This window comes from Pseudomonas sp. GM41(2012), from assembly GCF_000282315.2.
Lineage (GTDB): Bacteria > Pseudomonadota > Gammaproteobacteria > Pseudomonadales > Pseudomonadaceae > Aquipseudomonas.
This window is the reverse complement of sequence record NZ_AKJN02000008.1, coordinates 785,942-810,298: the sequence shown is the minus strand read 5'-3', so window position 1 is coordinate 810,298 and position 24,357 is coordinate 785,942. Positions and strand designations below refer to the sequence as shown.

Here is a 24,357-nt window from a genome sequence, read left to right as displayed (position 1 = left end):
TTTTATTGCCTGTCTGCCAGACGTTTCGCGCCATTGCGGCGCGAAATTTCCGCGATTTATGCCAGCGCCTTCAGCACCGCATCAATATCCTGCAAAACCGTCGCTTCGCCCTTCTCGCCCCAATACAACGTGATCATCTGCTTGTCTGCTTCGACCTTGTAGACGTTGTCTGGCAACTTTTCGAAATGAATCAGCAACGCAGGCTCCTCGCAGACCTCCTGCCACTGATTGACCCAGACACCCGGCGCTTTTTGCCAGTAACACCAGCATGCCGGCCGATTGCCACGCCGTGGTCGATGGTATTGGGCGCAAGGGCTCGGCGGCTCCTTGCTCAACCAGTGCGGCCAGTCCTGAGGCGCCAACTGCATCGCCAATCCGATGCGTCGCGCCTCCATCCGCAGGGCCATGCGGCCGCTCTGGTGGCGCGACGGTCGCAACCATGCCAGCGGACTCAGTACCACCAACAGGATTGACACCACTATCCAGACCGTCATATCTGTACTCCCGATTCTTGATGAGCGCATTGGGTCACTTTGAAAACAATGCGCTTGAAACCAGCCATACTTACCAATATTGCAACCCTCAGGAGGAGCACCTCATGCCCTACAACCACATTCTGGTCGCTGTAGATCTAACCGAAGAGTGCGATCCTGTAATCCACCGCGCTCGCGAACTGTCGGTGAGTAACGGGGCGAAATTGTCCCTGGTGCACATTGTCGAGCCAATGGCCATGGCCTTTGGCGGCGACGTCCCCATGGACCTGTCACAACTGCAACAACAGCAGTTCGATCAGGCCAAGGAACGCCTGGACCGACTGATCGTGAAGTATCCGGAACTCTCCAAGGAATACAGCCACCTGACCTACGGTCAGCCACGCCAGGAGATCCACCACCTGGCCAAGGAACAAACCTGCGACCTGATCGTGGTGGGCAGCCATGGCCGACACGGCCTGGCATTGCTGCTGGGCTCGACTGCCAATGACGTGCTGCATGGTGCGCCCTGTGATGTGCTCGCGGTGCGCCTGATCAAAAGCTGACAACACAACACCCCTGTAGGAGCTGCCGAAGGCTGCGATCTTTTGATTCTGGCTTTCTTGAAGATCAAAAGATCGCAGCCTTCGGCAGCTCCTACGAAAAGCCCGGCATTCACGTGAGTGAAGCCGGGCTTTTTTATAGCGGGATCAATCAGGCATCCAGCTCGGCCCAACGCTCGACCATTACGTCGTGCTCAGCCTGCAACTGCTCCAACTGAGCGATCACTGCAGCGGTCTCGGCAGCAGGACGCTGATAGAAACCGGCATCGGCCATTTGTGCCTCAACGGTAGCGATCTGCTGCTCCATGACTTCGATCTGACCCGGCAACATTTCCAGCTCACGCTGCAACTTGTAGCTGAGTTTCTTCTTCGCCACCGGCGCTTCGGCTACAGCAGCGACTGGCGCAACTTCGGCCGTCACGACAGCGGAGGTCAGGTCGGCTTTGCCGGACTTGCTCTCGGTCACGCCCAGCAGGCGCGGCGAGCCGCCCTGACGCAGCCAGTCCTGATAACCACCGACGTATTCGCGAACCTTGCCTTCACCTTCGAAGACCAGGGTGCTGGTGACCACGTTGTCGAGGAATGCCCGGTCGTGGCTGACCATCAGCACGGTGCCGTTGAAGGTCAGCAAGACCTCTTCCAGCAACTCGAGGGTTTCGACGTCGAGGTCGTTGGTCGGCTCATCGAGAACCAGCAAGTTCGCCGGCTTGCTGAACAGTTTCGCCAGCAACAGACGCGCACGCTCACCACCTGACAGCGCCTTCACCGGCGTGCGGGCACGCTGCGGGCTGAACAGGAAGTCGCCGAGGTAGCTCAGCACGTGGCGGCTCTGACCATCGATATCGATGAAGTCGCGACCTTCCGCAACGTTGTCAATAACGGTCTTTTCCAGGTCCAGCTGATGGCGCAACTGGTCGAAGTAGGCCACGTCGATGCGCGTCCCCTCTTCCACTGTGCCGCTGGTTGGCTGCAGGCCGTTGAGCATCAGTTTCAGCAAGGTGGTCTTGCCGGTACCGTTGGCACCCAGCAGACCGATGCGGTCGCCGCGCTGCAGGACCATCGAGAAGTCCTTGATCAGGAACGGGCCGCCCGGGTGAGCGAAACTCACGTTCTCGAGGACCATCACCTGCTTGCCGGACTTGTCAGCGGTATCCAGCTGGATGTTGGCTTTGCCGGTGCGCTCACGACGCTCGCTACGCTCATTACGCAGGGCTTTGAGGGCGCGGACGCGGCCTTCGTTACGGGTGCGGCGCGCCTTGATGCCCTGGCGGATCCAGACTTCTTCCTGGGCCAGTTTTTTGTCGAACAGCGCGTTGGCGGTGTCTTCAGCGGCCAGGGAGGCTTCTTTGTGCACGAGGAAGCTGGCGTAGTCGCCGTTCCAGTCGATCAGGCCACCGCGATCCAGTTCGAGAATGCGGGTTGCAAGGTTCTGCAGGAATGAACGGTCGTGCGTGATGAACAGCACGGCGCCCTGGAAATCCTTCAGCGCTTCTTCGAGCCAGGCAATTGCACCGATGTCCAGGTGGTTGGTCGGTTCGTCGAGCAGCAGCAGATCGGGTTCGGAAACCAGAGCCTGCGCCAGCAGGACGCGACGACGCCAGCCCCCGGACAATTCGGCGAGAGTCTTGTCGGCCGGCAACTGCAGACGGCTCAATGTGCTGTCGACCAATTGCTGCAAACGCCAGCCGTCACGGGCTTCGAGGTCGTGCTGGACGTGCATCAACTTGTCCAGGTCGGCGTCGGTGACGATGTTCTGGCTGAGGTGGTGATACTGCGCGAGCAGTTCGCCGACACCGTCCAGGCCTTCGGCCACCACGTCGAACACGGTCCGCTCGTCGGCTACCGGCAATTCTTGCGGCAATTCGCCAATCTTGAGGCCGGGTGCGCGCCAAACGGAGCCGTCATCGGGCTTCTGGTCGCCCTTGACGAGCTTCATCATGCTGGACTTGCCAGTGCCATTGCGGCCGATGATGCACACCCGCTCACCACGGGCGATCTGCCAGGACACCTTGTCCAACAACGGCGTAGAGCCGAAAGCAAGGGACACATCGCTGAATTTGAGCAGGGTCATGAGCTTCTCCAAAAACCGGGCGCGCATTCTACCTGACTTGAGGCTTCAGAAGGCCGGCAATTTCACCTTCGCGACACTCTGCATGACAAATGTTGCGAACTGATGCTGACAGGCCGGCAAAGCTTTCGCCCGTTGCTGGCAAAAGGCTAAGCTACAGACAATTCAGCGCGGGCATTGCCCGCGCTTGTCATGATTTCTCTGCCCGGACGTCTCATGCGCAGTCGCCTTTTCAGTCTTTTATCCTGTTTTCTTCTTTCTGCCACTGCCGTTCAAACCGCCCAGGCGGTGGACCTGTCCACCCAGCGCCAGTATTACGATGAAGCCAAGCGTGCCCTCGCCAAGGGGGATACCGGTCCTTATTTCCGTTACAGCCAGGCCCTCAGCGATTACCCGCTGGAGCCGTACCTGGCGTATGACGAACTGACCGCTCGCCTTAAAACCGCAAGCAATGCCGAAATCGAGAAATTCCTCGCCGAGCACGGTGACCTGCCCCAGGCCAACTGGATGAAATTGCGCTGGTTGCGCTGGCTGGCCGAACGCGGCGACTGGGCGACTTTCGTCAGGTACTACGACCCCAAGCTCAATTTCACCGAACTGGACTGCCTGAACGCGCAGTATCAGATCGGGCATAACCAGAAAGCCGAAGGTTACGCCAACACCAATAAACTCTGGCTGACCGGCAAATCCCAACCCGAAGCGTGCGATGCGCTGTTCGGGCAATGGGCTGCCGAAGGCCAGTTGACCGAGCAGAAACGCTGGGAGCGCACCAAACTTGCCGCCCAGGCGCGCAACTATCCGCTGGCCAACAGCCTGGTCAACGGCCTGACCACCCTCGCCCCTCGCGGTCGCTTGCTGATTGATGTGGCGCAAAAACCCGAGCTGCTCAACCAGCCGTCGCGCTTCACCCCGGCCGATGAACCGATGTCTGACATCGTCAGCCTCGGCCTGCGCCGCTTGGCCAAGCAAGATCCGGACAAGGCCATGGACCTGCTCGACGGTTATGCCAGCAGCATGCACTTCTCGCGTGACGAAAAAGTGGCCATCGCCCGGGAAATCGGGCTGACCCTCGCACGACGTTTCGACAGCCGCGCGCTGGACGTGATGACCAAGTACGACCCGGAACTGCGTGACAACACGGTGTCCGAATGGCGTTTGCGTCTGCTACTGCGCCTGGCCCGCTGGGACGATGCCTATCAGCTGACTCGCCGTCTGCCGCAGGATCTGGCGACCACCAATCGCTGGCGCTATTGGCAGGCCCGCAGCCTGGAACTGGCGCAGCCGCAGAACCCGGAAGCGCAGACGCTGTATAAGGGCCTCGCCCGCGAGCGTGATTTTTACGGTTTCCTCGCGGCGGATCGCTCACAGTCGCCCTACTCGCTGAACAACAAACCGCTGGTGCTCAGCCAGGCGCTGATCAACAAGGTCCGCAATACCCCAGGCGTGCGTCGGGCGCTTGAGTTTCATGCTCGCGGACAAATCGTCGATGGTCGCCGCGAGTGGTACCACGTCAGCCGCCACTTCAGCCGCGACGAAATGGTCGCCCAGGCGAAACTGGCCTACGACCTGAAATGGTATTTCCCGGCGATCCGCACCATCAGTCAGGCGCAGTACTGGGACGACCTGGACATCCGTTTCCCGATGGCCCACCGCGAAACCCTGGTGCGCGAAGCCAAGGTTCGTGGCCTGCATTCGAGCTGGGTGTTCGCCATCACCCGCCAGGAAAGTGCTTTCATGGACGACGCCCGTTCCGGCGTCGGCGCCAGCGGCCTGATGCAACTGATGCCCGGCACTGCCAAGGAAACCGCGCGCAAGTTCAGCATTCCACTGGCCTCGCCGCAGCAAGTGTTCGATCCGGACAAGAACATCCAGCTCGGCGCCGCTTACCTGAGCCAGGTCCACAGCCAGTTCAACGGCAACCGCGTCCTCGCCTCCGCCGCCTACAACGCCGGCCCCGGTCGCGTGCGCCAGTGGCTGCGCGGTGCGGACCACCTGAGCTTCGACGTCTGGGTGGAAAGCATCCCGTTCGACGAAACCCGCCAGTACGTGCAAAACGTGCTGTCGTACTCAGTGATCTACGGCCAGAAGCTCAACTCACCGCAGCCGTTGGTGGATTGGCATGAGCGCTATTTTGACGATCAATAATCCACGTCTGTAGGAGCTGAGCTTGCTCGCGATGGCGATCTCAAAAACGCCATCGCCGGCAAGCCGTGCTCCTACAGGAGTTAGCGCATCTTCCAAAAAGGGGTGCGGTAGTGCCTACGGGTGTATGTCGAGTTCAGCCTTGCCATCACTGAACTGCAACGCCGCCAACCGCGCATACAGCGTGTTGCTCGCAATCAATTCCTGATGCGTCCCCACCGCTACCAGTTTCCCCTGATCCATCACCGCGATCCGGTCAGCGTTTTTCACCGTGGCCAGTCGGTGGGCGATGACCAGCGTGGTGCGGTTTTTCATCAGGCTCGGCAGGGCTTGCTGGATCAGGTGTTCGCTCTGGGCGTCGAGGGCGCTGGTGGCTTCGTCCAGCAGCAGGATCGGCGCATCCACCAGCAGCGCCCGGGCGATGGCCAGGCGCTGACGTTGGCCGCCGGACAAACCGAGGCCACCGTCGCCAAGGTGGGTCTGGTAGCCGTTGGGCATTTGTTCGATGAAGTCGTGGGCGTAAGCGATTTTCGCCGCCTCCTGAACCTGGGCCAGGGTGGCCGTCGGGTTGCCGTAGCGGAGGTTCTCTTCGATGCTGCCAAAGAACAGCGCCGGGGATTGCGAGACCAGGGCGAAGCAGCGGCGCAGGTCCAACGGATCGAGATGAGTCAGTGGCACGCCATCGAGCAGGATGCGTCCTGCGGCGGGGTCGTAAAAGCGCAACAGCAAGTCATACACCGTCGACTTGCCGGCACCGGACGGCCCGACCAACGCGAGGGTTTCGCCGGCATTGATCGTCAGATTCAAACCATCGACCGCATAGCTTTCGGGGCGCGATGGGTAGGAAAAACGCACGTCTTGCAACACCAGGTCACCCTTTACCCGTTCAGGCAAGGTCACCAGGTCAGTGGTCGGTGGCCGGATGATATTTTCCGAGCGCAGCAACTCGGCAATCCGCTCGGCGGCGCCGGCGGCACGCTGCAGTTCACCGATCACTTCGCTCAACGTACCGAATGCACTGCCGACAATCAGGCTGTAAAACACAAACGCCGCCAGCTCGCCCGCGGAAATCCGCCCGGCAATGACATCCATTCCGCCGACCCAGAGCATCACCCCGACCGCGCCAAGCACCAGTACGATCACCAGGGTAATCAGCCAGGCCCGCTGGAAGATCCGCTTGCGAGCGGTGTTGAAGGCCTCCTCCACCGTTGCGGCAAAGCGCTGCTCATCCTGGACCTGATGGTTGTAAGCCTGCACGGTTTTGATCTGGCCCAGGGTTTCGGAAACATAGCTGCCGATATCGGCAATCCGGTCCTGGCTCAGGCGCGACAGGCTACGCACCCGACGGCCGAAGATCAGGATCGGCGCGATCACCAACGGCAACGCGACCACCACGATGCTGGTGAGTTTGGGGTTGGTGATAAACAACAGGACGATCCCGCCGATCACCATCAACAGATTGCGCAAAAACAGCGACAGCGAAGAGCCGATCACCGATTGCAGCAGCGTGGTGTCAGCGGTCAACCGCGACTGGATCTCGGAGCTGCGGTTGTCTTCGTAGAATCCTGGGTGCAGATAGATCAGATGGTTGAACACTTGACGACGGATGTCCGCGACAACGCGTTCGCCGATCCATGAGACCAGGTAAAAACGCGCGAAGGTGCCAATCGCCAGCCCGACCACCAGCAACATAAACAAGCCGATGGACTGGTTGAGCAAATGCGGCGATTGGGTCATGAAGCCCTGATCCACCAGCAGGCGAATCCCTTGCCCCATGGATAAGGTGATGCCCGCCGTGACGATCAATGCGAGCAAGGCACCGACGGCCGGCCAGCGATAAGGCGCGATGAAACGCAGGGCCAGGCGCATGGCGCGCCGTTGACGGGATGAGAGGATGGAGATCATTCGATGGCGCAACCAGTAGGGTTTGACGCGATCAAGCCTACACCGGTCAATGGGATTGAACGCTGTAAATCATAATGAGTCAGGATAAATATGACCGCAAAGACTACGTCCTAGACGGTATTGGTCTAAAGTCCGGGTGGCAACGCAGCCATATTTCTGGTGGACTGATGTTTCCGCCGGAAAGATCGCAGGGAGTTGTCACAGCCCGGTCACGTGGCGGTTCTATAGTAAGCACACAACCTGATGAGGAGACAGGCCATGTCCTTGCAAAACAGCAGCGAAGACAAGATTGAAGTGATCCGCACACAGCCAGACCAGTCTCTGGGTTGCTCAATTATCGATAAGGATGGGCGCGAAGTACCGATCACTGAAGACATGATCCAGGACGCTTGCCGCGAACTGGAAAAGCGATTGGTCAAGCCTGCCGAACAAAAGTGATATAGCCACCGTCTTCTTGACCCGGCCTCTGATGGCCGGGTTTTTTATGGCTGCTGATCCAGAAATTGCAGTGCGGCCCTTCGCGAGCAGGCTCGCTCCCACAGTGATCTCCAGTGGATATAGCGTCTGTATACGACTGAGATTAAATGTGGGAGCGAGCCTGCTCGCGAAGGGGCCGACTCGATGCTCAGACAGCAGAAGCACCCAACGCCGCCACGATCTTCTGCAACTCAGGCGAATCCCCCTCGATCCGCACCTGCAACCCATCAATCTCACGCCGCAACGGATAATGTTTGCGCAGTGAATCGAACGCCGCACGCTGTTCGTTCACATTGCCTACAAGGCTGCGGCGGAAATCCGCATCGTCGCGTCGCGGGTCGTACACGCCACGGCACAACATGGCCAGCGACCAGGCCGGATCGCTGTTAGCGTTCAAGGTCACTTGCGACAGCCAGGGTGTGGGCAGCAAATCGTTCAAGTTGATCCGGGCGGTTTGCCCGAGAAAATCGCAATACGCCTGATAAATCTGCGCGGTGCCACGCTGTCTGCCGTCGAGGCTGTAACCGGCAATGTGCGGCGTCGCCAGCACGCAGAGTTCGGCCAGGGCCACATCGACCTCAGGCTCACCTTCCCAGACATCCAGCACAGCTTGCAGGTCTTCGCGTTGCAGCAGCACTTGGCGCAGAGCGGCGTTGTCCACCACCGGGCCACGACTGGCGTTGATCAGCCAGGTGCCGGACTTGAGCTGGCTCAGTCGGTTTTTATCGAGCAGATGCCAGGTCGACTGGGCGCCGTGTTTCTTCAACGGCGTGTGCAGACTGATGACATCGCACTGCTCGATGATCTGTTCGAGGCTGACGTAATCGCCACCTTCTGCGGCTTGCCTTGGCGGATCGCAGACCAGCACGTTCCAGCCCAGACCTTGCAGCACCTTGACCAACCGGCCGCCCACTTCACCGGCACCGACGATGCCGTAGGTGCGTTGAGCCAGGTCGGCGCCTTCGATTTCGGCCAGGGTCAGCAGACTGCCGAGCACGTAGTCGACCACGCCCCGGGCGTTGCAGCCGGGTGCGCTGGACCAGGTGATGCCGGCCCGCTGAAAGTAATCCAGATCCAGGTGATCCGTGCCGATGGTGCAGGTGCCGACAAAGCGTACCTTGCTGCCTTCGAGCAACCCGCGGTTAACGTTGGTCACCGAGCGCACCAGCAGCACATCGGCCTGTTCGACGGTGGCGCGGTCAATGGAACGTCCCGGCACCCGGCGGATTTCACCGAAACCTTCGAAGAAGGCATCGAGCAGCGGGATATTTTCGTCGGCAACAATCAGCATGGCAGGCTCCTTTGGCGGATCGGCAGTGTAGGCGGAGATGGCACGTCACGCCTAGCACGCATCCCCTGTAGGAGCTGTCGAGTGAAACGAGGCTGCGATCTTTTGACTTTGTTTTTTAAAGACAAGATCAAAAGATCGCAGCCTCGTTTCACTCGACAGCTCCTACAAGGGACCGTGCGTGATTACAAATCCCTAACACAGGACTTTTCCTGACCACTGCGTCAGGGCGTAGAATGCGCCGCCTTGCGCATCAACATCTCTGGACGTTTCGCCCTTGAATTCCGTGACTGACCGCCCCGCCGCTATTTCCCTCACCCGTCCGGCCCGGGTTCGCCTGGAGCTGAAAAACCTGCTCGGCCTGGCCTTGCCGATCATGATCGCGCAACTGGCGACCACCGCCATGGGCTTCGTCGATGCGGTGATGGCGGGCCGGGTCGGACCACGGGATCTGGCGGCGGTGGCGCTGGGCAACTCGATCTGGGTGCCGGTGTTTCTGTTGATGACCGGCACGCTGCTGGCGACTACCCCGAAAGTCGCCCAGCGTTTCGGCGCCGGCACCCATCGCGAGATCGGCCCGATCGTGCGCCAGGCACTGTGGCTGGCATTGGTCGTGGGCTTGATGGCGACCGGCATGTTGTTCAGCGCCGAACCGATTCTGCACATCATGAAGGTCGATCCCGAACTGATCGGCCCGTGCATGCAATACCTGCACGGCATCGCCAGCGGTTTGCCCGCCGTTGCGTTCTACCATGTGCTGCGCTGCTTCAGTGACGGCCTGGGGCGCACGCGTCCGGCCATGGTGCTGGGTCTGTGCGGGTTGGCGCTGAACATTCCGCTGAACTACGTCTTCATCTATGGCCACTTCGGTGTGCCGGCCATGGGCGGTGTCGGTTGCGGCTGGGCCACGGCGATCGTGATGTGGGTGATGGCGCTGGGCATGGCCGGGTGGGAGCGCTGGGCGCCGGCGTATCAGTCGAGTGAGTTGTTCAGCCGTTTCGACTGGCCACAGTGGTCGGTGATCAAACGCCTGTTGGGCATCGGCCTGCCGATCGGCATCGCGGTGTTCGCCGAGTCGAGCATCTTCGCGGTGATTGCGCTGCTGATCGGCAGCCTCGGCGCGACGGTGGTGGCCGGGCATCAGATCGCGCTGAATTTCAGCTCGCTGGTGTTCATGATTCCTTACTCCCTTGGCATGGCCGTGACCGTGCGGGTCGGCCAGGCGCTCGGCCGTCAGGAGCCGCGCGAGGCCCGCTTCGCCGCCGGTGTCGGCATGGGCACGGCACTGGCCTATGCGTGCATTTCCGCGAGCATGATGCTGTCGCTGCGTGAACACATCGCAACGATCTATACGGCCGACCCGACGGTGATTCATGTCGCGGCGATGCTGATTGTGTATTCGGCGCTGTTCCAGTTTTCCGATGCGATCCAGGTAACGGCTGCCGGCGCATTGCGCGGCTATCAGGACACTCGGGTGACGATGATCCTGACGCTGTTCGCTTACTGGGGGATTGGTTTGCCGGTGGGTTACGCGTTGGGCCTGACCGATTGGTTCGGCGCGCCGAGCGGCCCGAGCGGGCTGTGGCAGGGATTGATCGTGGGCTTAAGTTGCGCGGCGTTGATGCTGTCGATCCGCCTGACGCGCAGTGCACGCAAGCGGATCCGCATCAGCCATTCGGCGGGTTAAGCGAGTTTCTTGCGGATCCAGTAGAGGTAGGTGCCTGCCTCTTCGTGCTGCGCCACCAGTTCGTGGTCGAGAAACACACAGAACTTGGGAATGTCGCGACGGGTCGACGGGTCGGTGGCGATCACCTTCAGCAGACCGCCGGGCACCAGGTCACGGATGTGCTGGTGCAGCATCATCACCGGTTCCGGGCAGTTGAGGCCGGTGGCGTCGAGGGTGCCGTCAACCGGCGTATCAATCATTTCACTCATGATTCACTCCTGAAACTTGCCGGCATTGTCGCGCATTGCCGGGTGTTCGGTCATCTATGGCGTTACACCGATCCCTGTGGGAGCGGGCTTGCTCGCGAAAGCGGTGGGTCAGTCGACATCAATGTTGAATGTTCGTCCGCATTCGCGAGCAAGCCCGCTCCCACATGGGTCCGTGTGAATCAGCGGGACTTGGGTTTCTTCACGTCGAGCCGGCGCAAATGGCAGGTCACTTCTTCACGGTCGTGGTACAGCTGTTTGCAGCCGATCTCGACCCGAATACCGCGTTCCTTGAACCCGTCGGCAATGCGCTCCAGCAAGCGCTTCACTTCGGCGTAACGCTGTTTCATTGGCAGCTTGAGGTTGACCACCGCTTCGCGGCAATGCCCCTCGCCAATCCACTCTTCCAGCATCGCGGCGTTGCGCGCCGGTTTCTCGACGATGTCGCAGACCATCCAGTCCACCGGTTGCTTGGGCTTGAAGGTGAAACCGTCAGCCATCAAGTGTTGTACCAGACCAGTGTCCATCAGGCTTTCGGCCATCGGACCGTTGTCGATGGCGGTCACCAACATGCCGCGGTTGACCAGCTGCCAGGTCCAGCCACCCGGCGCGGCGCCAAGGTCGACGCCGGTCATGTCGCTGTGCAGACGCTCGTCCCATTGATCGCGCGGGATGAAATGGTGCCACGCCTCTTCCAGCTTCAGCGTCGAACGGCTCGGCGCTTCACGTGGAAACTTCAGCCGCGGAATGCCCATCGGCCACATCGCCGAGTTGTTCGACTCGGCCAAGCCCATGAACACTTCTCGGCCACTTTTGAAGGTCAGCAGCAGGCGTGGCTTGTGGGCATCTTCAACCAGTTTGCCAGCGGCCATCAGCGCCTTGCGCAGGTGGCCTTCGAACTTCTTGCAGAAGTTCGACAGTTCCTTGCCATCATTGGTGTCGACCATTTCCAGCCACAGGCTGCCGCACAGCGGGAAGTCTGCCATGTGCGCGAGGATCACGCTGATGCGGTCGGTTTCCGGCAGATCGATGAAGATCCCGCGAGCCCACTGGCGCGGGAAGATCAGATCGGCGAAACGCTGGCCACGCATCAGGCGCTCGGCGCCGTCTTCTTCGGTGCAGATGAATTCGGCGCAGGCGCTGGCAGTCTTGGCCTTGGCATAACCGGCCACGTTCAGTCGTGCGGCGTGTTCGGAAATCTCGGAACAGACTTCGCCTTCGAAGCCCGGCCGGCAATGCATAAAGAGGGTGTTCATTCTTACTCCTGGGCAGATGGCGAGAAATTCAGCCACTGCGCGATGCCCAGACTTGCGTTGAAGCAAAGCCTGTCACGAAAACCGGCGCATGATAGCCGAGTTCGGAACCTTGGACTTGGCCATAGAGTCCAGTTATTAGCCTTAAGCACCAAACAGGACTAGGTTTAAGGCTCTGTCTGTCCCGCCAGTCCGTAGCCGTGCGGACCCAAAGGAGTCATTTCAATGCCGTCCCTCGATAGCCTGAAAACCCTTAAAACCTTACAAGTCGACGACAAGACCTATCACTATTTCAGCTTGCCGGATGCCGCCAAAAGCCTGGGCGACCTGGACAAGCTGCCCATGTCGTTGAAAGTGCTGCTGGAAAACCTGCTGCGCTGGGAAGATGAAAAAACTGTTACCGGCGCCGACCTCAAGGCGATTGCTGCCTGGCTCAAAGAACGTCGCTCCGACCGCGAAATTCAATACCGTCCCGCGCGGGTATTGATGCAGGACTTTACCGGTGTTCCTGCCGTGGTCGACCTGGCCGCGATGCGCGCCGCGATGGCCAAGGCCGGCGGCGACCCGCAGCGAATCAATCCGCTCTCCCCCGTGGATCTGGTGATCGACCACTCGGTGATGGTCGACAAATTCGACAGTGCCAGCGCCTTCGAACAAAACGTCGACATCGAAATGCAGCGCAACGGTGAACGTTATGCGTTCCTGCGCTGGGGCCAAAGCGCCTTCGACAATTTCAGCGTGGTACCACCGGGCACCGGGATCTGCCACCAGGTGAATCTGGAATACCTGGGGCGCACGGTCTGGACCAAGGACGAGGACGGCCGCACCTACGCCTTCCCCGACACTCTGGTCGGCACCGACTCCCACACCACCATGATCAACGGCCTCGGCGTGCTCGGCTGGGGCGTCGGCGGGATCGAAGCGGAAGCGGCGATGCTCGGCCAACCGGTGTCGATGCTGATCCCGGAAGTGATCGGCTTCAAACTCACCGGCAAGCTTAAGGAAGGCATCACCGCCACCGACCTGGTGCTGACCGTCACCCAGATGCTGCGCAAGAAAGGCGTAGTCGGCAAATTCGTCGAGTTCTACGGCGACGGCCTCGCCGACCTGCCGCTGGCCGACCGCGCGACCATCGCCAACATGGCCCCGGAATACGGTGCCACCTGCGGCTTTTTCCCGGTGGATGACATCACCCTGGAATACCTGCGCTTATCCGGTCGCACCAGCGAGACCGTGAAACTGGTCGAGGCCTACAGCAAAGCCCAGGGCCTATGGCGCCTGCCGGGCCAGGAACCGGTGTTCACCGACACTCTGGCGCTGGACATGAGCCGCGTCGAAGCCAGCCTTGCCGGGCCGAAACGCCCCCAGGACCGGGTATCGCTGCCGAATGTCGCGCAAGCGTTCAGTGACTTCGTCGACCTGCAATTCAAACCCACCAGCAAGGAAGTCGGTCGCCTCGAAAGTGAAGGCGGCGGAGGCGTCGCGGTGGGCAATGCCGATCTGGCCGGTGAAGCCGACTACGAATACGACGGTCAGACCTATCGATTGAAAAACGGCGCGGTGGTGATCGCGGCGATTACCTCCTGCACCAACACCTCCAACCCGAGCGTGATGATGGCCGCCGGCCTGGTGGCGAAGAAAGCCGTGGAAAAAGGCCTCAAGCGCAAACCGTGGGTCAAGAGCTCGCTGGCCCCAGGCTCGAAAGTGGTCACCGACTACTACAAGGCTGCCGGCCTGACCCGGTACCTTGATGAACTGGGTTTTGCCCTGGTCGGCTACGGCTGCACCACCTGCATTGGCAACTCCGGGCCATTGTCGGAACCGATCGAAAAAGCCATTCAGGCCGCCGACCTGACCGTCGCCTCGGTGTTGTCGGGCAACCGCAACTTCGAAGGTCGCGTGCATCCGCTGGTGAAAACCAACTGGCTGGCCTCCCCTCCGCTGGTCGTCGCCTATGCGCTGGCCGGGACGGTGCGCATCGACATCAGCAGCGAGCCTTTGGGTACCGACAAAGAGGGCAATCTGGTGTATCTGCGGGACATCTGGCCAAGCACCAAAGAGATCGCCGACGCGGTGAACCAGGTCAACACCGCGATGTTCCACAAGGAATACGCCGAAGTGTTTGCCGGCGACGAGCAATGGCAGGCAATCGAAGTGCCGCAAGCGGCGACGTATGTCTGGCAGGACGATTCGACGTACATCCAGCATCCACCGTTCTTCGATGACATCGGCGGGCCGCCGCCGGTGGTCAAGGACGTCGCCGGTGCCAGAGTCCTCGCGCTGCTGGGTGATTCGGTGACCACCGACCACATCTCCCCCGCCGGCAACATCAAGGTCGACAGCCCCGCAGGCCACTACCTGCGCGAGAAAGGTGTAGAACCACGGGACTTCAACTCCTACGGCTCGCGACGCGGCAACCACGAAGTGATGATGCGCGGCACCTTTGCCAACATCCGCATCCGTAACGAGATGCTCGGCGGCGAAGAAGGCGGTAATACGATTTACATTCCCACCGGGGAGAGGATGCCAATCTACGATGCGGCGATGCGTTATCAAGCCTCGGGCACGCCGCTGGTGGTGATTGCCGGGCAAGAATACGGCACCGGTTCGAGTCGCGACTGGGCAGCCAAGGGCACCAATCTGTTGGGGGTCAAAGCGGTCATTGCGGAAAGTTTCGAACGGATTCACCGCTCCAACCTGGTGGGCATGGGCGTGTTGCCGTTGCAGTTCAAGCTGGATCAAAACCGCAAGAGCCTGAACCTGACCGGCAAGGAGACACTGGATATTCTCGGTTTGACCGGCGTCGAACTGACGCCGCGGATGAACCTGTCGCTGGTGATCACCCGTGAAGACGGCAGCCGCGAGAAAGTCGAGGTGTTGTGCCGGATCGATACCTTGAATGAGGTGGAGTACTTCAAGTCGGGGGGGATTTTGCATTACGTGTTGCGGCAGTTGATTGCCTCGTAACAGCCTGCTGACACAGACACCGCCTTCGGGCGGTGTTTTTGTTTAGGCCGGACATCCCTATAATCGCGCGCCTCTATGCCTCTATGTAGTAGCTGACCAAAAAACCAAGGATTTCAAATGATTGCTTTGCCATGGAACTACCTGGCCCTCCTCTCCCTCGGCTATGGTCTGGCACTGATTTACGGTCACCTCGGCTGGCTGGCCGTAATCTCCTTCGCGTTGCTGCTGTTCACAGGCTTCGCCGTCCGTCAGCAAAATCTCCCCATCGCGCGCTACCTCGGTCATGGGGTGTTCTTCGTCCTGGTCCTGGCATTGGCGATGCACTGGCTTCCCGGTTTCTACAACGGTCGTGGTTTCGCCCCTCAACGATTCACCGACGATGCCGTGCCGTTTTTCATGTACCTGAATCAGGACAAACCCCTGATCGGATTCTGGCTTTTGCTGGCCTGCCCGTGGATTGTCGGCCGGCATTCGCTGCGCGCTTCCATCTATGCCACCGCGCTGGCGCTGACGTTGAGTGCCGTGCTGGCCTTGGGTAGCGCGCTGTTGCTGGGCGTGATCAGTTGGGCTCCGAAGTGGCCCGATCAAGCCTGGTTGTGGCTACTGAACAATCTGCTGCTGGTGACCCTGGTCGAGGAAGCACTCTTTCGCGGCTACATCCAGGGCGGTCTGACCCGGTGCTTCAAAAACCTGCCCCATGGTGAAAACCTCGCCCTGCTCCTCGCCACGCTGCTGTTCGGCCTGGTGCATGCGGGCTCCGGCTGGCAATGGGTGTTGCTGGCGAGCCTGGCAGGTGTCGGCTATGGTCTGGCCTACCGTTTTGGTGGCTTGGGTGCGGCCATCGCCACCCATTTCGGCCTGAACCTGCTGCATTTCGGACTGTTCACCTATCCGATGCTTGCCGGCTGACGCAAGGGGCGTTTTGCGACGCGCCACTGATTACTGAAAAATAATCTCAATAAATGGCTGACGGTGCCGACAACCCGTCAAAGCCTTGCGGATTGAAAAAGCCATGCGTAACAACCAGCCTATTACACAACGCGAACGGACCTTCCCGGCTCAGCAACGGTTGATTTCCACCACCGATGCCAAGGGCGTGATCACCTACTGTAACGATGCTTTCGTCGAGATCAGTGGGTTCTCTCGTGAAGAGCTGATCCGTGCGCCGCATAACCTGGTCCGTCACCCTGACGTCCCGGCCGCGGTGTTTGCGCATATGTGGGGCACACTGAAACAAGGCTTGCCATGGATGGGCATTGTCAAGAATCGCTGTAAGACCGGTGATCACTACTGGGTTAACGCCTATGTCACGCCGGTTTTCGAAGGCAATCAGGTGGTCGGTTATGAATCGGTGCGGGTCAAGCCCACCGCCGAGCAGATCCGCCGTGCCGAAGCGCTCTACCAACGCATCAACCAGGGCAAGTCGGCGATTCCTTCAACGGACAAATGGCTGCCGGTGCTGCAGGACTGGCTGCCGTTCATTCTGGTCAGCCAACTGAGCTTCATGATCGGTGCGTCGCTCAATTCCCAATGGGGTTTTGCGTTGGCCGCCGGCCTGTCGGTGCCATTGGGTCTGTTGGGGTTGAGCTGGCAACAGCGCGGCCTCAAGCGTCTGCTGCACTTGGCCGGGCAAACGACCTCCGACCCGCTGATCGCGCAAATGTACACCGATAGCCGCGGTGCCCAGGCGCGTCTGGAGATGTCGATCCTCAGCCAGGAAGCCCGCCTGAAAACCTGCCTGACCCGTCTGCAGGACACCGCCGAGCACCTGAGCGACCAAGCGAAACAGTCCGACACCCTGGCTCACAGCAGCTCCACCGGCCTGGAACGTCAGCGTGTCGAAACCGAGCAAGTGGCCACCGCTGTCAATCAGATGGCCGCCACCACGCAGGAAGTCGCCAGCCACGTACAGCGCACGGCCGACGCTACCCAGGAAGCCAATCGCCTGACCGGTCGCGGCCGCGACATCGCCGGGGAAACCCGCGAAGCCATCCAGCGCCTGTCGGTGGTGGTCGGTGAAACCGGGCTGACCGTGACCCAACTGGCCAAGGACAGCGACGAAATCGGTGGCGTGGTCGACGTGATCAAAGGCATCGCCGACCAGACCAACCTGCTAGCCTTGAACGCCGCCATCGAAGCGGCCCGTGCCGGTGAAATGGGTCGCGGGTTTGCGGTAGTGGCCGACGAAGTCCGTCAACTGGCGCAACGTACCAGCGAATCCACCGGGCAGATCCACGCCCTGATCGCCAAGCTCCAGCAAACCGCCAGCACCGCAGTGCAAACCATGGAGGCTGGTCATCGCCAGGCTGAAGAAGGTGTGGCGCGGGTACTGGAAGCGGATCAGGCACTGGTGGGGATCAGCGAAGCGGTGGCCAACATCACCGACATGACCACCCAGATCGCTGCGGCGACCGAAGAGCAAAGTGCTGTCGCCGAAGAAATCAGCCGCAACATCAGCAACATCTCGCACCTGGCGGATCAGACCTCGGAACAGGCGCAACACTCGGCGTTGTTGAGTGAAGAGCTGACGAAGACGGCGAATACCCAGTATTCGTTGGTGGAGCGGTTTAACCGCTAACAGTCGCTGGAAAGACAAAAACCCGGACAGTGAAAGCTTCCGGGTTTTTTATTGCCAGTTTGAAAGTGATGGCGCCTGACAGATTGCTATCGCGGGCAAGCCTTGCTCCTACAGGTCATGCGTCGGACACCGATATCCAGTAGGAGCAAGGCTTGCCCGCGATGAGGCCCTGACCGGCACCGCAAATCTCACTGAAGAAATGCTGCAACCTTCCCCGCCGCAGCCGCCAAATGCTGCTCATGGGTAACCCCCGAAGCCTTCAACGGCTTCAAGTCATGATCTCCCGCCGCCAACCAAAACACCTCGATACTCGGCGCCAACGTGTAAGCCTCGACGGCCTCACGATTGCCCAATGCATCCCGCTCGCCCTGAACAATCAGCGTCCGTGTCTTCAGCGCGGCCAAATGCTCAACCCGAGGCTTCTCCGGTTTGCCCACCGCATAAAACGGATACCCCAGGCACACCAGCGCATCCGCGCCCAGCTCATCGGCCAGCAAACTGGCCATGCGCCCGCCCATGGACTTGCCGCCAATGGCCAGACGCCCAGCGACATGGCGTCGCACCACGGCATAGACCCCACGCCAGCACTCGAGCAGTTTCGGCGCCGGGTTCGGTGGACGTTTGCCCTCATCAACACGCCGTTGCGCCATGTAGGGAAACTCGAAGCGCAGCACATTGACGCCTTGAGCAGCAAGGCGCTCAGCCATGTCGTTCATCCAGGCGCTGTCCATCGGCGCACCGGCGCCATGGGCAAGAATCAGCGTCGCCGATGCCGGCGTCGTGGCGGCATTCCACAACCATCCATGATCCTGCACACACCGCGCCCATTGATCCCCGTCAATACTGGCCTTGTGCTCTTTGTCCATGCTTGCCTCGCTTTTAGTCTGCCTATAACTCCAGGCGAAGGGAGCGTCTGCCGTACGCAAACGCCTTCACTTCGGCTGAACCGTGGATGGGGAACCATGAACACTTCTATCAGTACCGCCTACAACTACAAGGTGGTCCGCCAATTCGCCATTATGACGGTGGTGTGGGGCATCGTCGGCATGGGGCTCGGGGTTTTTCTCGCGGCTCAATTGGTCTGGCCTGAACTCAACTTCAATCTGCCGTGGACCAGCTTCGGACGCCTGCGCCCGTTGCACACCAACGCAGTGATCTTCGCCTTTGGCGGTTGCGCCCTGTTCGCCAGTTCGTTCTATTCGGTGCAACGCACCTGTCAGACCCGATTGTTCGCGCCGAAAATCGCCGCGTTCTGTTTCTGGGGCTGGCAGCTTGTGATCCTGCTGGCGGCCATCAGCCTGCCGCTGGGTTACACCAGTTCCAAGGAGTACGCCGAGCTTGAATGGCCGATCGACATCCTGATCACCATCGTCTGGGTCGCCTACGCCGTGGTGTTCTTCGGCACGATCATGCAGCGCAAGACCAAGCACATCTACGTCGGCAACTGGTTCTTCGGCGGGTTCATCATCACCGTGGCGATTCTGCACATCGTCAACAACCTTGAGCTGCCGGTGAGTTTCACCAAGTCCTATTCGGTGTACGCCGGTGCGACCGATGCCATGGTTCAGTGGTGGTACGGCCACAACGCCGTAGGCTTTTTCCTCACCGCCGGTTTCCTCGGGATGATGTACTACTTCGTGCCGAAACAGGCCGAGCGTCCGGTGTATTCCTATCGCTTGTCGATCGTGCACTTCTGGGCGCTGATCACCCTGTACATCTGGGCCGGTCCGCACCACTTGCACTACACCGCTCTGCCGGACTGGGCCCAGTCGCTGGGCATGGTGATGTCGCTGATCCTGCTGGCGCCGAGCTGGGGCGGGATGATCAACGGGATGATGACGCTGTCGGGCGCCTGGCATAAGTTGCGCAGCGACCCGATCCTGCGCTTCCTCGTGGTCTCGCTGGCGTTCTACGGCATGTCGACCTTCGAAGGGCCGATGATGGCGATCAAAACGGTCAACGCCCTCTCCCACTACACCGACTGGACCATCGGTCACGTTCACGCCGGCGCCCTCGGTTGGGTCGCGATGATCTCCATCGGCGCGCTGTACCACATGATCCCGAAAATCTTCGGCCGCACGCAGATGCACAGCATCGGTCTGATCAACGCGCACTTCTGGCTCGCGACCATCGGCACCGTGCTGTACATCGCCTCGATGTGGGTCAACGGCATCGCCCAGGGCCTCATGTGGCGCGCAGTCAATGAAGACGGCACGCTGACCTACTCCTTCGTCGAAACCCTGGTGGCCAGCCACCCAGGCTTCGTCGTGCGCCTGGTAGGCGGTGCGATCTTCTTCAGCGGCATGTTGCTGATGGCCTACAACACCTGGCGCACCGTGCGGGCCTCGCAGCCTGCCGAAGTCGCCGCTGCCGCGCAGATCGCCTGAGGAGGCCGCCATGAAACACGAAACAATCGAGAAAAACGTCGGCCTGCTGATGTTGCTGATGGTGTTGGCCGTGAGCATCGGCGGTCTGACCCAGATCGTCCCGCTGTTCTTCCAGGACGTGACCAATAAACCGGTGGAAGGCATGAAGCCCTACACCGCGCTGCAACTGGAAGGTCGCGACATCTACATCCGCGAAGGCTGCGTCGGTTGCCATTCGCAGATGATCCGTCCGTTCCGCGCCGAGACCGAACGCTACGGCCACTACTCGGTGGCCGGTGAAAGCGTCTGGGATCATCCGTTCCTGTGGGGCTCGAAACGTACCGGTCCGGACCTGGCCCGGGTCGGCGGTCGCTATTCCGAAGACTGGCACCGCGCGCATTTGTACAACCCGCGCAACGTGGTGCCGGAATCGAAAATGCCCGGTTATCCGTGGCTGGTAGCCAATCAACTCGACAGCAGCCACACCGAAACCAAGATCAAGGCGATGCGCACCCTCGGCGTGCCATACACCGACGACGACATCGCAGGCTCGGTGGCTTCGCTCAAGGGCAAGACCGAAATGGACGCGCTGGTCGCTTACCTGCAAGTGCTCGGCACATCCATCAAGAGCAAGAGGTGAGCCATGTCCATGCCCTTTGAAATCGTAAGCGTAATGAGCAGTGGAATGATCCGCGGCCTGGGCACGGTCGTGGTGTTCGTGGCCTTCGTCGGCCTGACGCTGTGGGTGTTCAACCGCAAGCGCACTCCGGAATTCGCCGAAGCGCGTTTGCTGCCGTTCGCCGATGAACCGCTACCCGATGACGCCACCCAAGAACCTGAAACAAGGAGTACCCGGCCATGACCACCTTCTGGAGTACGTGGATCTGCGTACTGACCATCGGCAGCCTGATCGGCCTGACCTGGCTGCTGATCGGCACCCGCAAGGGCGAAACCAAGGGCAGCGTCGACCAGACCATGGGCCACAGCTTCGACGGCATCGAGGAGTACGACAACCCGCTGCCGCAGTGGTGGTTCATGCTGTTCGCCGGCACGCTGGTGTTTGCCGTGGGCTATCTGGTGCTTTACCCAGGCCTGGGCAACTGGAAAGGCATTCTGCCGGGTTACGAGGACGGTTGGACCGGCGTCCACGAGTGGGAAAAGGAGATGAACAAGGCCGATGCGAAGTTCGGGCCGATCTTCGCCAAATTCGCGGCGATGCCTGTGGAAGAAGTGGCCACGGACCCGCTCGCGTTGAAAATGGGCGGTCGCCTGTTTGCCTCCAATTGCGCGGTCTGCCACGGATCGGATGCCAAGGGCGCCTTTGGCTTCCCGAATCTGGCGGACACCAGCTGGCGCTGGGGCGGCAACGCCGACACGATCAAAACCACGATCATGGGTGGTCGCATGGCCGCGATGCCGGCCTGGGGTGAAATCCTGGGTGATGCCGGTGTGAAGAACGTCGCGGCTTATGTGCGCCAAGACCTGGCCGGCCTGCCGGTGCCTGCCGACAGCGGTGCCGACCTGCACGCCGGACAGCAAGCGTTCAGCACGATGTGCGTAGCCTGTCATGGGGCAAACGGCCAGGGCACTGAAGCCATGGGCGCGCCGAATCTGACGCAACCGGCCGGTTTTATCTACGGTACAAGCCTGGCGCAGCTGCAACAGACTATTCGTCATGGTCGCCAGGGTCATATGCCGGCGCAGAACGAATTGCTCGGCAACGATAAGGTGCAATTGCTGGCCGCTTATGTGTACAGCCTGTCACACGGCCTGAATACAGAGCGTTTGCAGGCTGAAGGCAAACACGAATAAATCTCGACCGCTCTGCTGCCGCATTCTCCCGGATGCGGCAGTTCCCTGCCCCTTTGCGACCAAGTGTCGCACCCCTCCGTTGGTCCTCCTTTCGGTTCACCAGATTCGGGTCTAAGCTTCCCCCGATGCGGACTGGCATGAGCCGGTTCCAGGTCGACCCGACCCGATGTGTTCGACGAATCTGCTCGATGACAGGCCGCAAAGGCTGGTAGATACCGGCTGTCGTGCCAATTGCCATCTGTCACCCGATCGTTGTGTTTGAACACACCCCGTTACATCCGACCTGACCCCCTCACCATTTTCGTCTGCTGCGACATTTTGCCCTTGGGCAATTTTGTCCCTACGCAGCGCATGGAAAGGCCGCAGAATCAGCTTTTGAAAGCATTGACCCAGGTCATGGCGCGTTGCAATGACCCCCCGCTTTCTCCATACTTGCGGCCGATTTTTACTCCTAATAAAACACCCAAACCGTGGAACCTTAGAATGAGCACAGCAATCAGTCCGACTGCTTATAACTATAAGGTAGTCCGCCAGTTCGCCATCATGACGGTGGTCTGGGGGATCCTTGGCATGGGGCTTGGTGTCTTCATCGCCTCACAGCTTGTATGGCCGGAATTGAACTTCGGTCTGCCGTGGACGACTTTTGGACGCTTACGCCCGTTGCACACCAACCTGGTGATTTTCGCCTTCGGTGGTTGTGCACTGTTTGCCACTTCTTATTACGTCGTGCAGCGAACCTGCCAAACGCGACTGATTTCCGACAGCCTCGCCGCCTTCACCTTCTGGGGTTGGCAAGCGGTGATCGTCGGCGCGATCGTTACCTTGCCGCTGGGTTACACCACCACCAAGGAATACGCGGAACTGGAATGGCCCCTGGCTATTCTGCTGGCCATCGTCTGGGTTACTTACGGTCTGGTGTTCTTCGGCACCATCACCAAGCGCAAAACCAAGCACATCTATGTGGGTAACTGGTTCTACGGTGCCTTCATCGTCGTGACGGCGATGCTGCACATCGTCAACCACGCTTCCCTGCCGGTCAGCTTCTTCAAGTCCTACTCGGCCTACGCCGGTGCGACTGACGCGATGATCCAGTGGTGGTATGGCCACAACGCGGTGGGTTTCTTCCTGACCACTGGCTTCCTGGGGATGATGTACTACTTCGTTCCGAAGCAGGCCGAGCGTCCGATCTACTCCTATCGCCTGTCGATCGTGCACTTCTGGGCGCTGATCACCCTGTACATCTGGGCCGGTCCGCACCACCTGCACTACACCGCTCTGCCGGACTGGGCTCAGTCCCTGGGCATGGCGATGTCGATCATCCTGCTGGCACCCAGCTGGGGCGGCATGATCAACGGCATGATGACCCTGTCGGGCGCCTGGCATAAGCTGCGCACCGACCCGATCCTGCGCTTCCTCGTTGTGTCGCTGGCCTTCTACGGCATGTCGACCTTCGAAGGCCCGATGATGGCCATCAAGACCGTCAACTCGCTGTCTCACTACACCGACTGGACCATCGGCCACGTACACGCCGGCGCCTTGGGCTGGGTAGCGATGATCTCGATCGGCGCCATCTACCACATGATCCCGAAACTGTTCGGTCGTGTGCAGATGCACAGCATCGGCCTGATCAACACGCACTTCTGGCTCGCGACCATCGGTACCGTTCTGTACATCGCTTCGATGTGGGTCAACGGCATTACCCAGGGTCTGATGTGGCGTGCAATCAACGACGACGGCACCCTAACCTACTCGTTCGTTGAAGCGCTGCAAGCCAGCCATCCTGGTTTCATCGTTCGCGCCCTGGGCGGTGCGTTCTTCGCCAGCGGCATGCTGTTCATGGCCTACAACGTATGGCGTACCGTACGTGCCTCGAACCCGGCAGAAGCCAAAGCTGCTGAACAGATTGCTGTAGTTGGAGCTCACTGATGAAGCATGAAGCAGTCGAGAAGAACATTGGCCTGCTGGCCTTCTTCATGGTTATCGCCGTCAGCATCGGCGGCCTGACCCAGATCGTTCCGCTGTTTTTCCAGGACGTCACCAACAAGCCGGTCGAAGGCATGAAGCCTCGCACCGCCCTTGAACTGGAAGGCCGCGACATCTACATCGCCAACGGTTGTGTCGGCTGCCACTCGCAGATGATCCGCCCGTTCCGTGCTGAAACCGAACGTTACGGCCACTACTCGGTCGCCGGTGAAAGCGTCTGGGACCACCCGTTCCTGTGGGGGTCCAAGCGTACCGGTCCGGACCTGGCCCGTGTTGGCGGTCGTTACTCCGATGACTGGCAGCGTGCGCATTTGTACAACCCGCGCAACGTAGTGCCTGAGTCGAAAATGCCGGCCTACCCGTTCCTCGTGGAAAACAAGCTCGACGGCAAAGACACCGCCAAGAAAATGGAAGTCTTGCGCACGCTCGGCGTCCCTTACACCGACGAAGACATCGCCGGCGCCAAGGATGCTGTGAAGGGCAAAACCGAAATGGACGCGCTGGTGGCCTATCTGCAAGGCCTGGGCACCATCATCAAAAGCAAACGGTGATT

At 60.2% G+C, this 24,357-nt stretch carries 20 protein-coding genes and 1 pseudogene; 14 read left to right on the top strand and 7 right to left on the bottom strand.

The annotated features are described in order from the left end of the window. Window positions 1-56 precede the first annotated feature (56 nt). Window positions 57-494: a hypothetical protein gene (locus PMI27_RS04750; protein WP_008151424.1), complete on the bottom strand. Its 438-nt coding sequence runs from the start codon at window positions 492-494 to the stop codon at window positions 57-59. Window positions 495-598: 104 nt separating this feature from the next. Here PMI27_RS04750 and PMI27_RS04755 point away from each other — a divergent pair, with 104 nt between their 5' ends. Further along, window positions 599-1,036, top strand: coding sequence for a universal stress protein (locus tag PMI27_RS04755; RefSeq protein WP_008151425.1), 438 nt, complete (start codon window positions 599-601; stop codon window positions 1,034-1,036). A 148-nt stretch (window positions 1,037-1,184) separates the two neighbouring features. Here PMI27_RS04755 and PMI27_RS04760 read toward each other — a convergent pair whose 3' ends face one another. Further along, window positions 1,185-3,104 (bottom strand): ATP-binding cassette domain-containing protein, encoded by a 1,920-nt coding sequence (locus PMI27_RS04760; protein ID WP_008151427.1) that lies wholly within the window; start codon window positions 3,102-3,104, stop codon window positions 1,185-1,187. A 213-nt stretch (window positions 3,105-3,317) separates the two neighbouring features. Here PMI27_RS04760 and PMI27_RS04765 point away from each other — a divergent pair, with 213 nt between their 5' ends. Next, window positions 3,318-5,246, top strand: a complete 1,929-nt coding sequence (locus tag PMI27_RS04765) for a transglycosylase SLT domain-containing protein (RefSeq protein ID WP_008151430.1) — start codon at window positions 3,318-3,320, stop codon at window positions 5,244-5,246. 114 nt (window positions 5,247-5,360) lie between these two features. On the opposite strand, the gene PMI27_RS04770 is transcribed toward PMI27_RS04765, so the two are convergent. Further along, window positions 5,361-7,148: an ABC transporter transmembrane domain-containing protein gene (locus tag PMI27_RS04770; RefSeq protein ID WP_177327879.1), complete on the bottom strand. Its 1,788-nt coding sequence runs from the start codon at window positions 7,146-7,148 to the stop codon at window positions 5,361-5,363. A gap of 258 nt (window positions 7,149-7,406) precedes the next feature. On the opposite strand from PMI27_RS04770, the gene PMI27_RS04775 reads away from it, so the two are divergent. Beyond that, on the top strand, window positions 7,407-7,586 hold the full coding sequence (locus tag PMI27_RS04775) for a PA1571 family protein (protein ID WP_008151434.1): 180 nt from the start codon (window positions 7,407-7,409) through the stop codon (window positions 7,584-7,586). A 187-nt stretch (window positions 7,587-7,773) separates the two neighbouring features. Here PMI27_RS04775 and pdxB read toward each other — a convergent pair whose 3' ends face one another. Further along, window positions 7,774-8,916 carry a 4-phosphoerythronate dehydrogenase PdxB gene (pdxB, locus tag PMI27_RS04780; RefSeq protein WP_008151436.1) on the bottom strand — a complete coding sequence of 381 codons (1,143 nt, stop codon included), beginning with the start codon at window positions 8,914-8,916 and terminating at the stop codon, window positions 7,774-7,776. A gap of 274 nt (window positions 8,917-9,190) precedes the next feature. Between pdxB and PMI27_RS04785 the strand changes: the two genes are divergently transcribed. Next, the gene (locus PMI27_RS04785; protein ID WP_008157310.1) at window positions 9,191-10,600 is read left to right on the top strand and encodes an MATE family efflux transporter; all 1,410 of its coding nucleotides are present in this window, start codon (window positions 9,191-9,193) and stop codon (window positions 10,598-10,600) included. Here the strand turns inward: PMI27_RS04785 and tusA are convergent. Beyond that, entirely contained in the window at window positions 10,597-10,848 is a 252-nt protein-coding gene (tusA, locus tag PMI27_RS04790) for a sulfurtransferase TusA (protein WP_007907805.1), read from the bottom strand. The genes PMI27_RS04785 and tusA overlap by 4 nt on opposite strands. A 34-nt stretch (window positions 10,849-10,882) precedes the next feature. On the opposite strand from tusA, the pseudogene PMI27_RS32550 reads away from it, so the two are divergent. Further along, window positions 10,883-11,020, top strand: a pseudogene (locus PMI27_RS32550) (metal ABC transporter ATP-binding protein); the annotation flags it as partial. A 7-nt stretch (window positions 11,021-11,027) separates the two neighbouring features. Here the strand turns inward: PMI27_RS32550 and rlmM are convergent. Beyond that, entirely contained in the window at window positions 11,028-12,101 is a 1,074-nt protein-coding gene (rlmM, locus tag PMI27_RS04795) for a 23S rRNA (cytidine(2498)-2'-O)-methyltransferase RlmM (RefSeq protein ID WP_008157308.1), read from the bottom strand. A 222-nt stretch (window positions 12,102-12,323) separates the two neighbouring features. Between rlmM and acnA the strand changes: the two genes are divergently transcribed. The 3 genes from acnA (at window position 12,324) to PMI27_RS04810 (ending at window position 17,643) form a co-directional block, all read left to right on the top strand. Continuing rightward, window positions 12,324-15,065: an aconitate hydratase AcnA gene (gene acnA, locus PMI27_RS04800; RefSeq protein WP_008157307.1), complete on the top strand. Its 2,742-nt coding sequence runs from the start codon at window positions 12,324-12,326 to the stop codon at window positions 15,063-15,065. Window positions 15,066-15,182: 117 nt separating this feature from the next. Continuing rightward, window positions 15,183-15,974, top strand: a complete 792-nt coding sequence (locus tag PMI27_RS04805) for a CPBP family intramembrane glutamic endopeptidase (RefSeq protein WP_008157305.1) — start codon at window positions 15,183-15,185, stop codon at window positions 15,972-15,974. A 103-nt stretch (window positions 15,975-16,077) separates the two neighbouring features. Next, window positions 16,078-17,643 (top strand): methyl-accepting chemotaxis protein, encoded by a 1,566-nt coding sequence (locus PMI27_RS04810; RefSeq protein WP_008157303.1) that lies wholly within the window; start codon window positions 16,078-16,080, stop codon window positions 17,641-17,643. A gap of 188 nt (window positions 17,644-17,831) precedes the next feature. Here PMI27_RS04810 and PMI27_RS04815 read toward each other — a convergent pair whose 3' ends face one another. Further along, window positions 17,832-18,509, bottom strand: coding sequence for an alpha/beta family hydrolase (locus PMI27_RS04815; protein ID WP_008157301.1), 678 nt, complete (start codon window positions 18,507-18,509; stop codon window positions 17,832-17,834). Window positions 18,510-18,605: 96 nt separating this feature from the next. Between PMI27_RS04815 and ccoN (PMI27_RS04820) the strand changes: the two genes are divergently transcribed. The 6 genes from ccoN (PMI27_RS04820) (at window position 18,606) to ccoO (PMI27_RS04845) (ending at window position 24,355) form a co-directional block, all read left to right on the top strand. Then, window positions 18,606-20,030 (top strand): cytochrome-c oxidase, cbb3-type subunit I, encoded by a 1,425-nt coding sequence (ccoN, locus tag PMI27_RS04820; protein ID WP_008157299.1) that lies wholly within the window; start codon window positions 18,606-18,608, stop codon window positions 20,028-20,030. 10 nt (window positions 20,031-20,040) lie between these two features. Continuing rightward, a complete protein-coding gene (gene ccoO, locus PMI27_RS04825) occupies window positions 20,041-20,649 on the top strand; it encodes a cytochrome-c oxidase, cbb3-type subunit II (RefSeq protein WP_008157297.1) in 609 nt (202 codons plus the stop codon). Window positions 20,650-20,658: 9 nt separating this feature from the next. Then, window positions 20,659-20,871, top strand: a complete 213-nt coding sequence (locus tag PMI27_RS04830) for a cbb3-type cytochrome oxidase subunit 3 (RefSeq protein WP_443200789.1) — start codon at window positions 20,659-20,661, stop codon at window positions 20,869-20,871. Beyond that, the gene (gene ccoP / locus PMI27_RS04835) at window positions 20,868-21,821 is read left to right on the top strand and encodes a cytochrome-c oxidase, cbb3-type subunit III (protein ID WP_008157293.1); all 954 of its coding nucleotides are present in this window, start codon (window positions 20,868-20,870) and stop codon (window positions 21,819-21,821) included. The genes PMI27_RS04830 and ccoP overlap by 4 nt, the downstream gene beginning before the upstream one ends. Before the next feature lie 483 nt (window positions 21,822-22,304). Further along, window positions 22,305-23,747, top strand: coding sequence for a cytochrome-c oxidase, cbb3-type subunit I (ccoN, locus tag PMI27_RS04840; protein WP_008157290.1), 1,443 nt, complete (start codon window positions 22,305-22,307; stop codon window positions 23,745-23,747). Then, window positions 23,747-24,355: a cytochrome-c oxidase, cbb3-type subunit II gene (gene ccoO / locus PMI27_RS04845; RefSeq protein WP_018925301.1), complete on the top strand. Its 609-nt coding sequence runs from the start codon at window positions 23,747-23,749 to the stop codon at window positions 24,353-24,355. The genes ccoN (PMI27_RS04840) and ccoO (PMI27_RS04845) overlap by 1 nt, the downstream gene beginning before the upstream one ends. Window positions 24,356-24,357 lie beyond the last annotated feature (2 nt).

Coding starts and splice junctions, on each gene's coding strand:
- ccoP (WP_008157293.1), top strand. CDS start 20,868: ATGACCACCTTCTGGAGTACGTGGATCTGCGTACTGACCATCGGCAGC.
- PMI27_RS04775 (WP_008151434.1), top strand. CDS start 7,407: ATGTCCTTGCAAAACAGCAGCGAAGACAAGATTGAAGTGATCCGCACA.
- PMI27_RS04755 (WP_008151425.1), top strand. CDS start 599: ATGCCCTACAACCACATTCTGGTCGCTGTAGATCTAACCGAAGAGTGC.
- ccoN (WP_008157290.1), top strand. CDS start 22,305: ATGAGCACAGCAATCAGTCCGACTGCTTATAACTATAAGGTAGTCCGC.
- ccoO (WP_008157297.1), top strand. CDS start 20,041: ATGAAACACGAAACAATCGAGAAAAACGTCGGCCTGCTGATGTTGCTG.
- PMI27_RS04805 (WP_008157305.1), top strand. CDS start 15,183: ATGATTGCTTTGCCATGGAACTACCTGGCCCTCCTCTCCCTCGGCTAT.
- PMI27_RS04815 (WP_008157301.1), bottom strand. CDS start 18,509: ATGGACAAAGAGCACAAGGCCAGTATTGACGGGGATCAATGGGCGCGG.
- PMI27_RS04765 (WP_008151430.1), top strand. CDS start 3,318: ATGCGCAGTCGCCTTTTCAGTCTTTTATCCTGTTTTCTTCTTTCTGCC.
- PMI27_RS04810 (WP_008157303.1), top strand. CDS start 16,078: ATGCGTAACAACCAGCCTATTACACAACGCGAACGGACCTTCCCGGCT.
- rlmM (WP_008157308.1), bottom strand. CDS start 12,101: ATGAACACCCTCTTTATGCATTGCCGGCCGGGCTTCGAAGGCGAAGTC.
- PMI27_RS04830 (WP_443200789.1), top strand. CDS start 20,659: ATGCCCTTTGAAATCGTAAGCGTAATGAGCAGTGGAATGATCCGCGGC.
- ccoN (WP_008157299.1), top strand. CDS start 18,606: ATGAACACTTCTATCAGTACCGCCTACAACTACAAGGTGGTCCGCCAA.
- PMI27_RS04760 (WP_008151427.1), bottom strand. CDS start 3,104: ATGACCCTGCTCAAATTCAGCGATGTGTCCCTTGCTTTCGGCTCTACG.
- PMI27_RS04770 (WP_177327879.1), bottom strand. CDS start 7,148: ATGATCTCCATCCTCTCATCCCGTCAACGGCGCGCCATGCGCCTGGCC.
- acnA (WP_008157307.1), top strand. CDS start 12,324: ATGCCGTCCCTCGATAGCCTGAAAACCCTTAAAACCTTACAAGTCGAC.
- pdxB (WP_008151436.1), bottom strand. CDS start 8,916: ATGCTGATTGTTGCCGACGAAAATATCCCGCTGCTCGATGCCTTCTTC.
- tusA (WP_007907805.1), bottom strand. CDS start 10,848: ATGAGTGAAATGATTGATACGCCGGTTGACGGCACCCTCGACGCCACC.
- PMI27_RS04750 (WP_008151424.1), bottom strand. CDS start 494: ATGACGGTCTGGATAGTGGTGTCAATCCTGTTGGTGGTACTGAGTCCG.
- ccoO (WP_018925301.1), top strand. CDS start 23,747: ATGAAGCATGAAGCAGTCGAGAAGAACATTGGCCTGCTGGCCTTCTTC.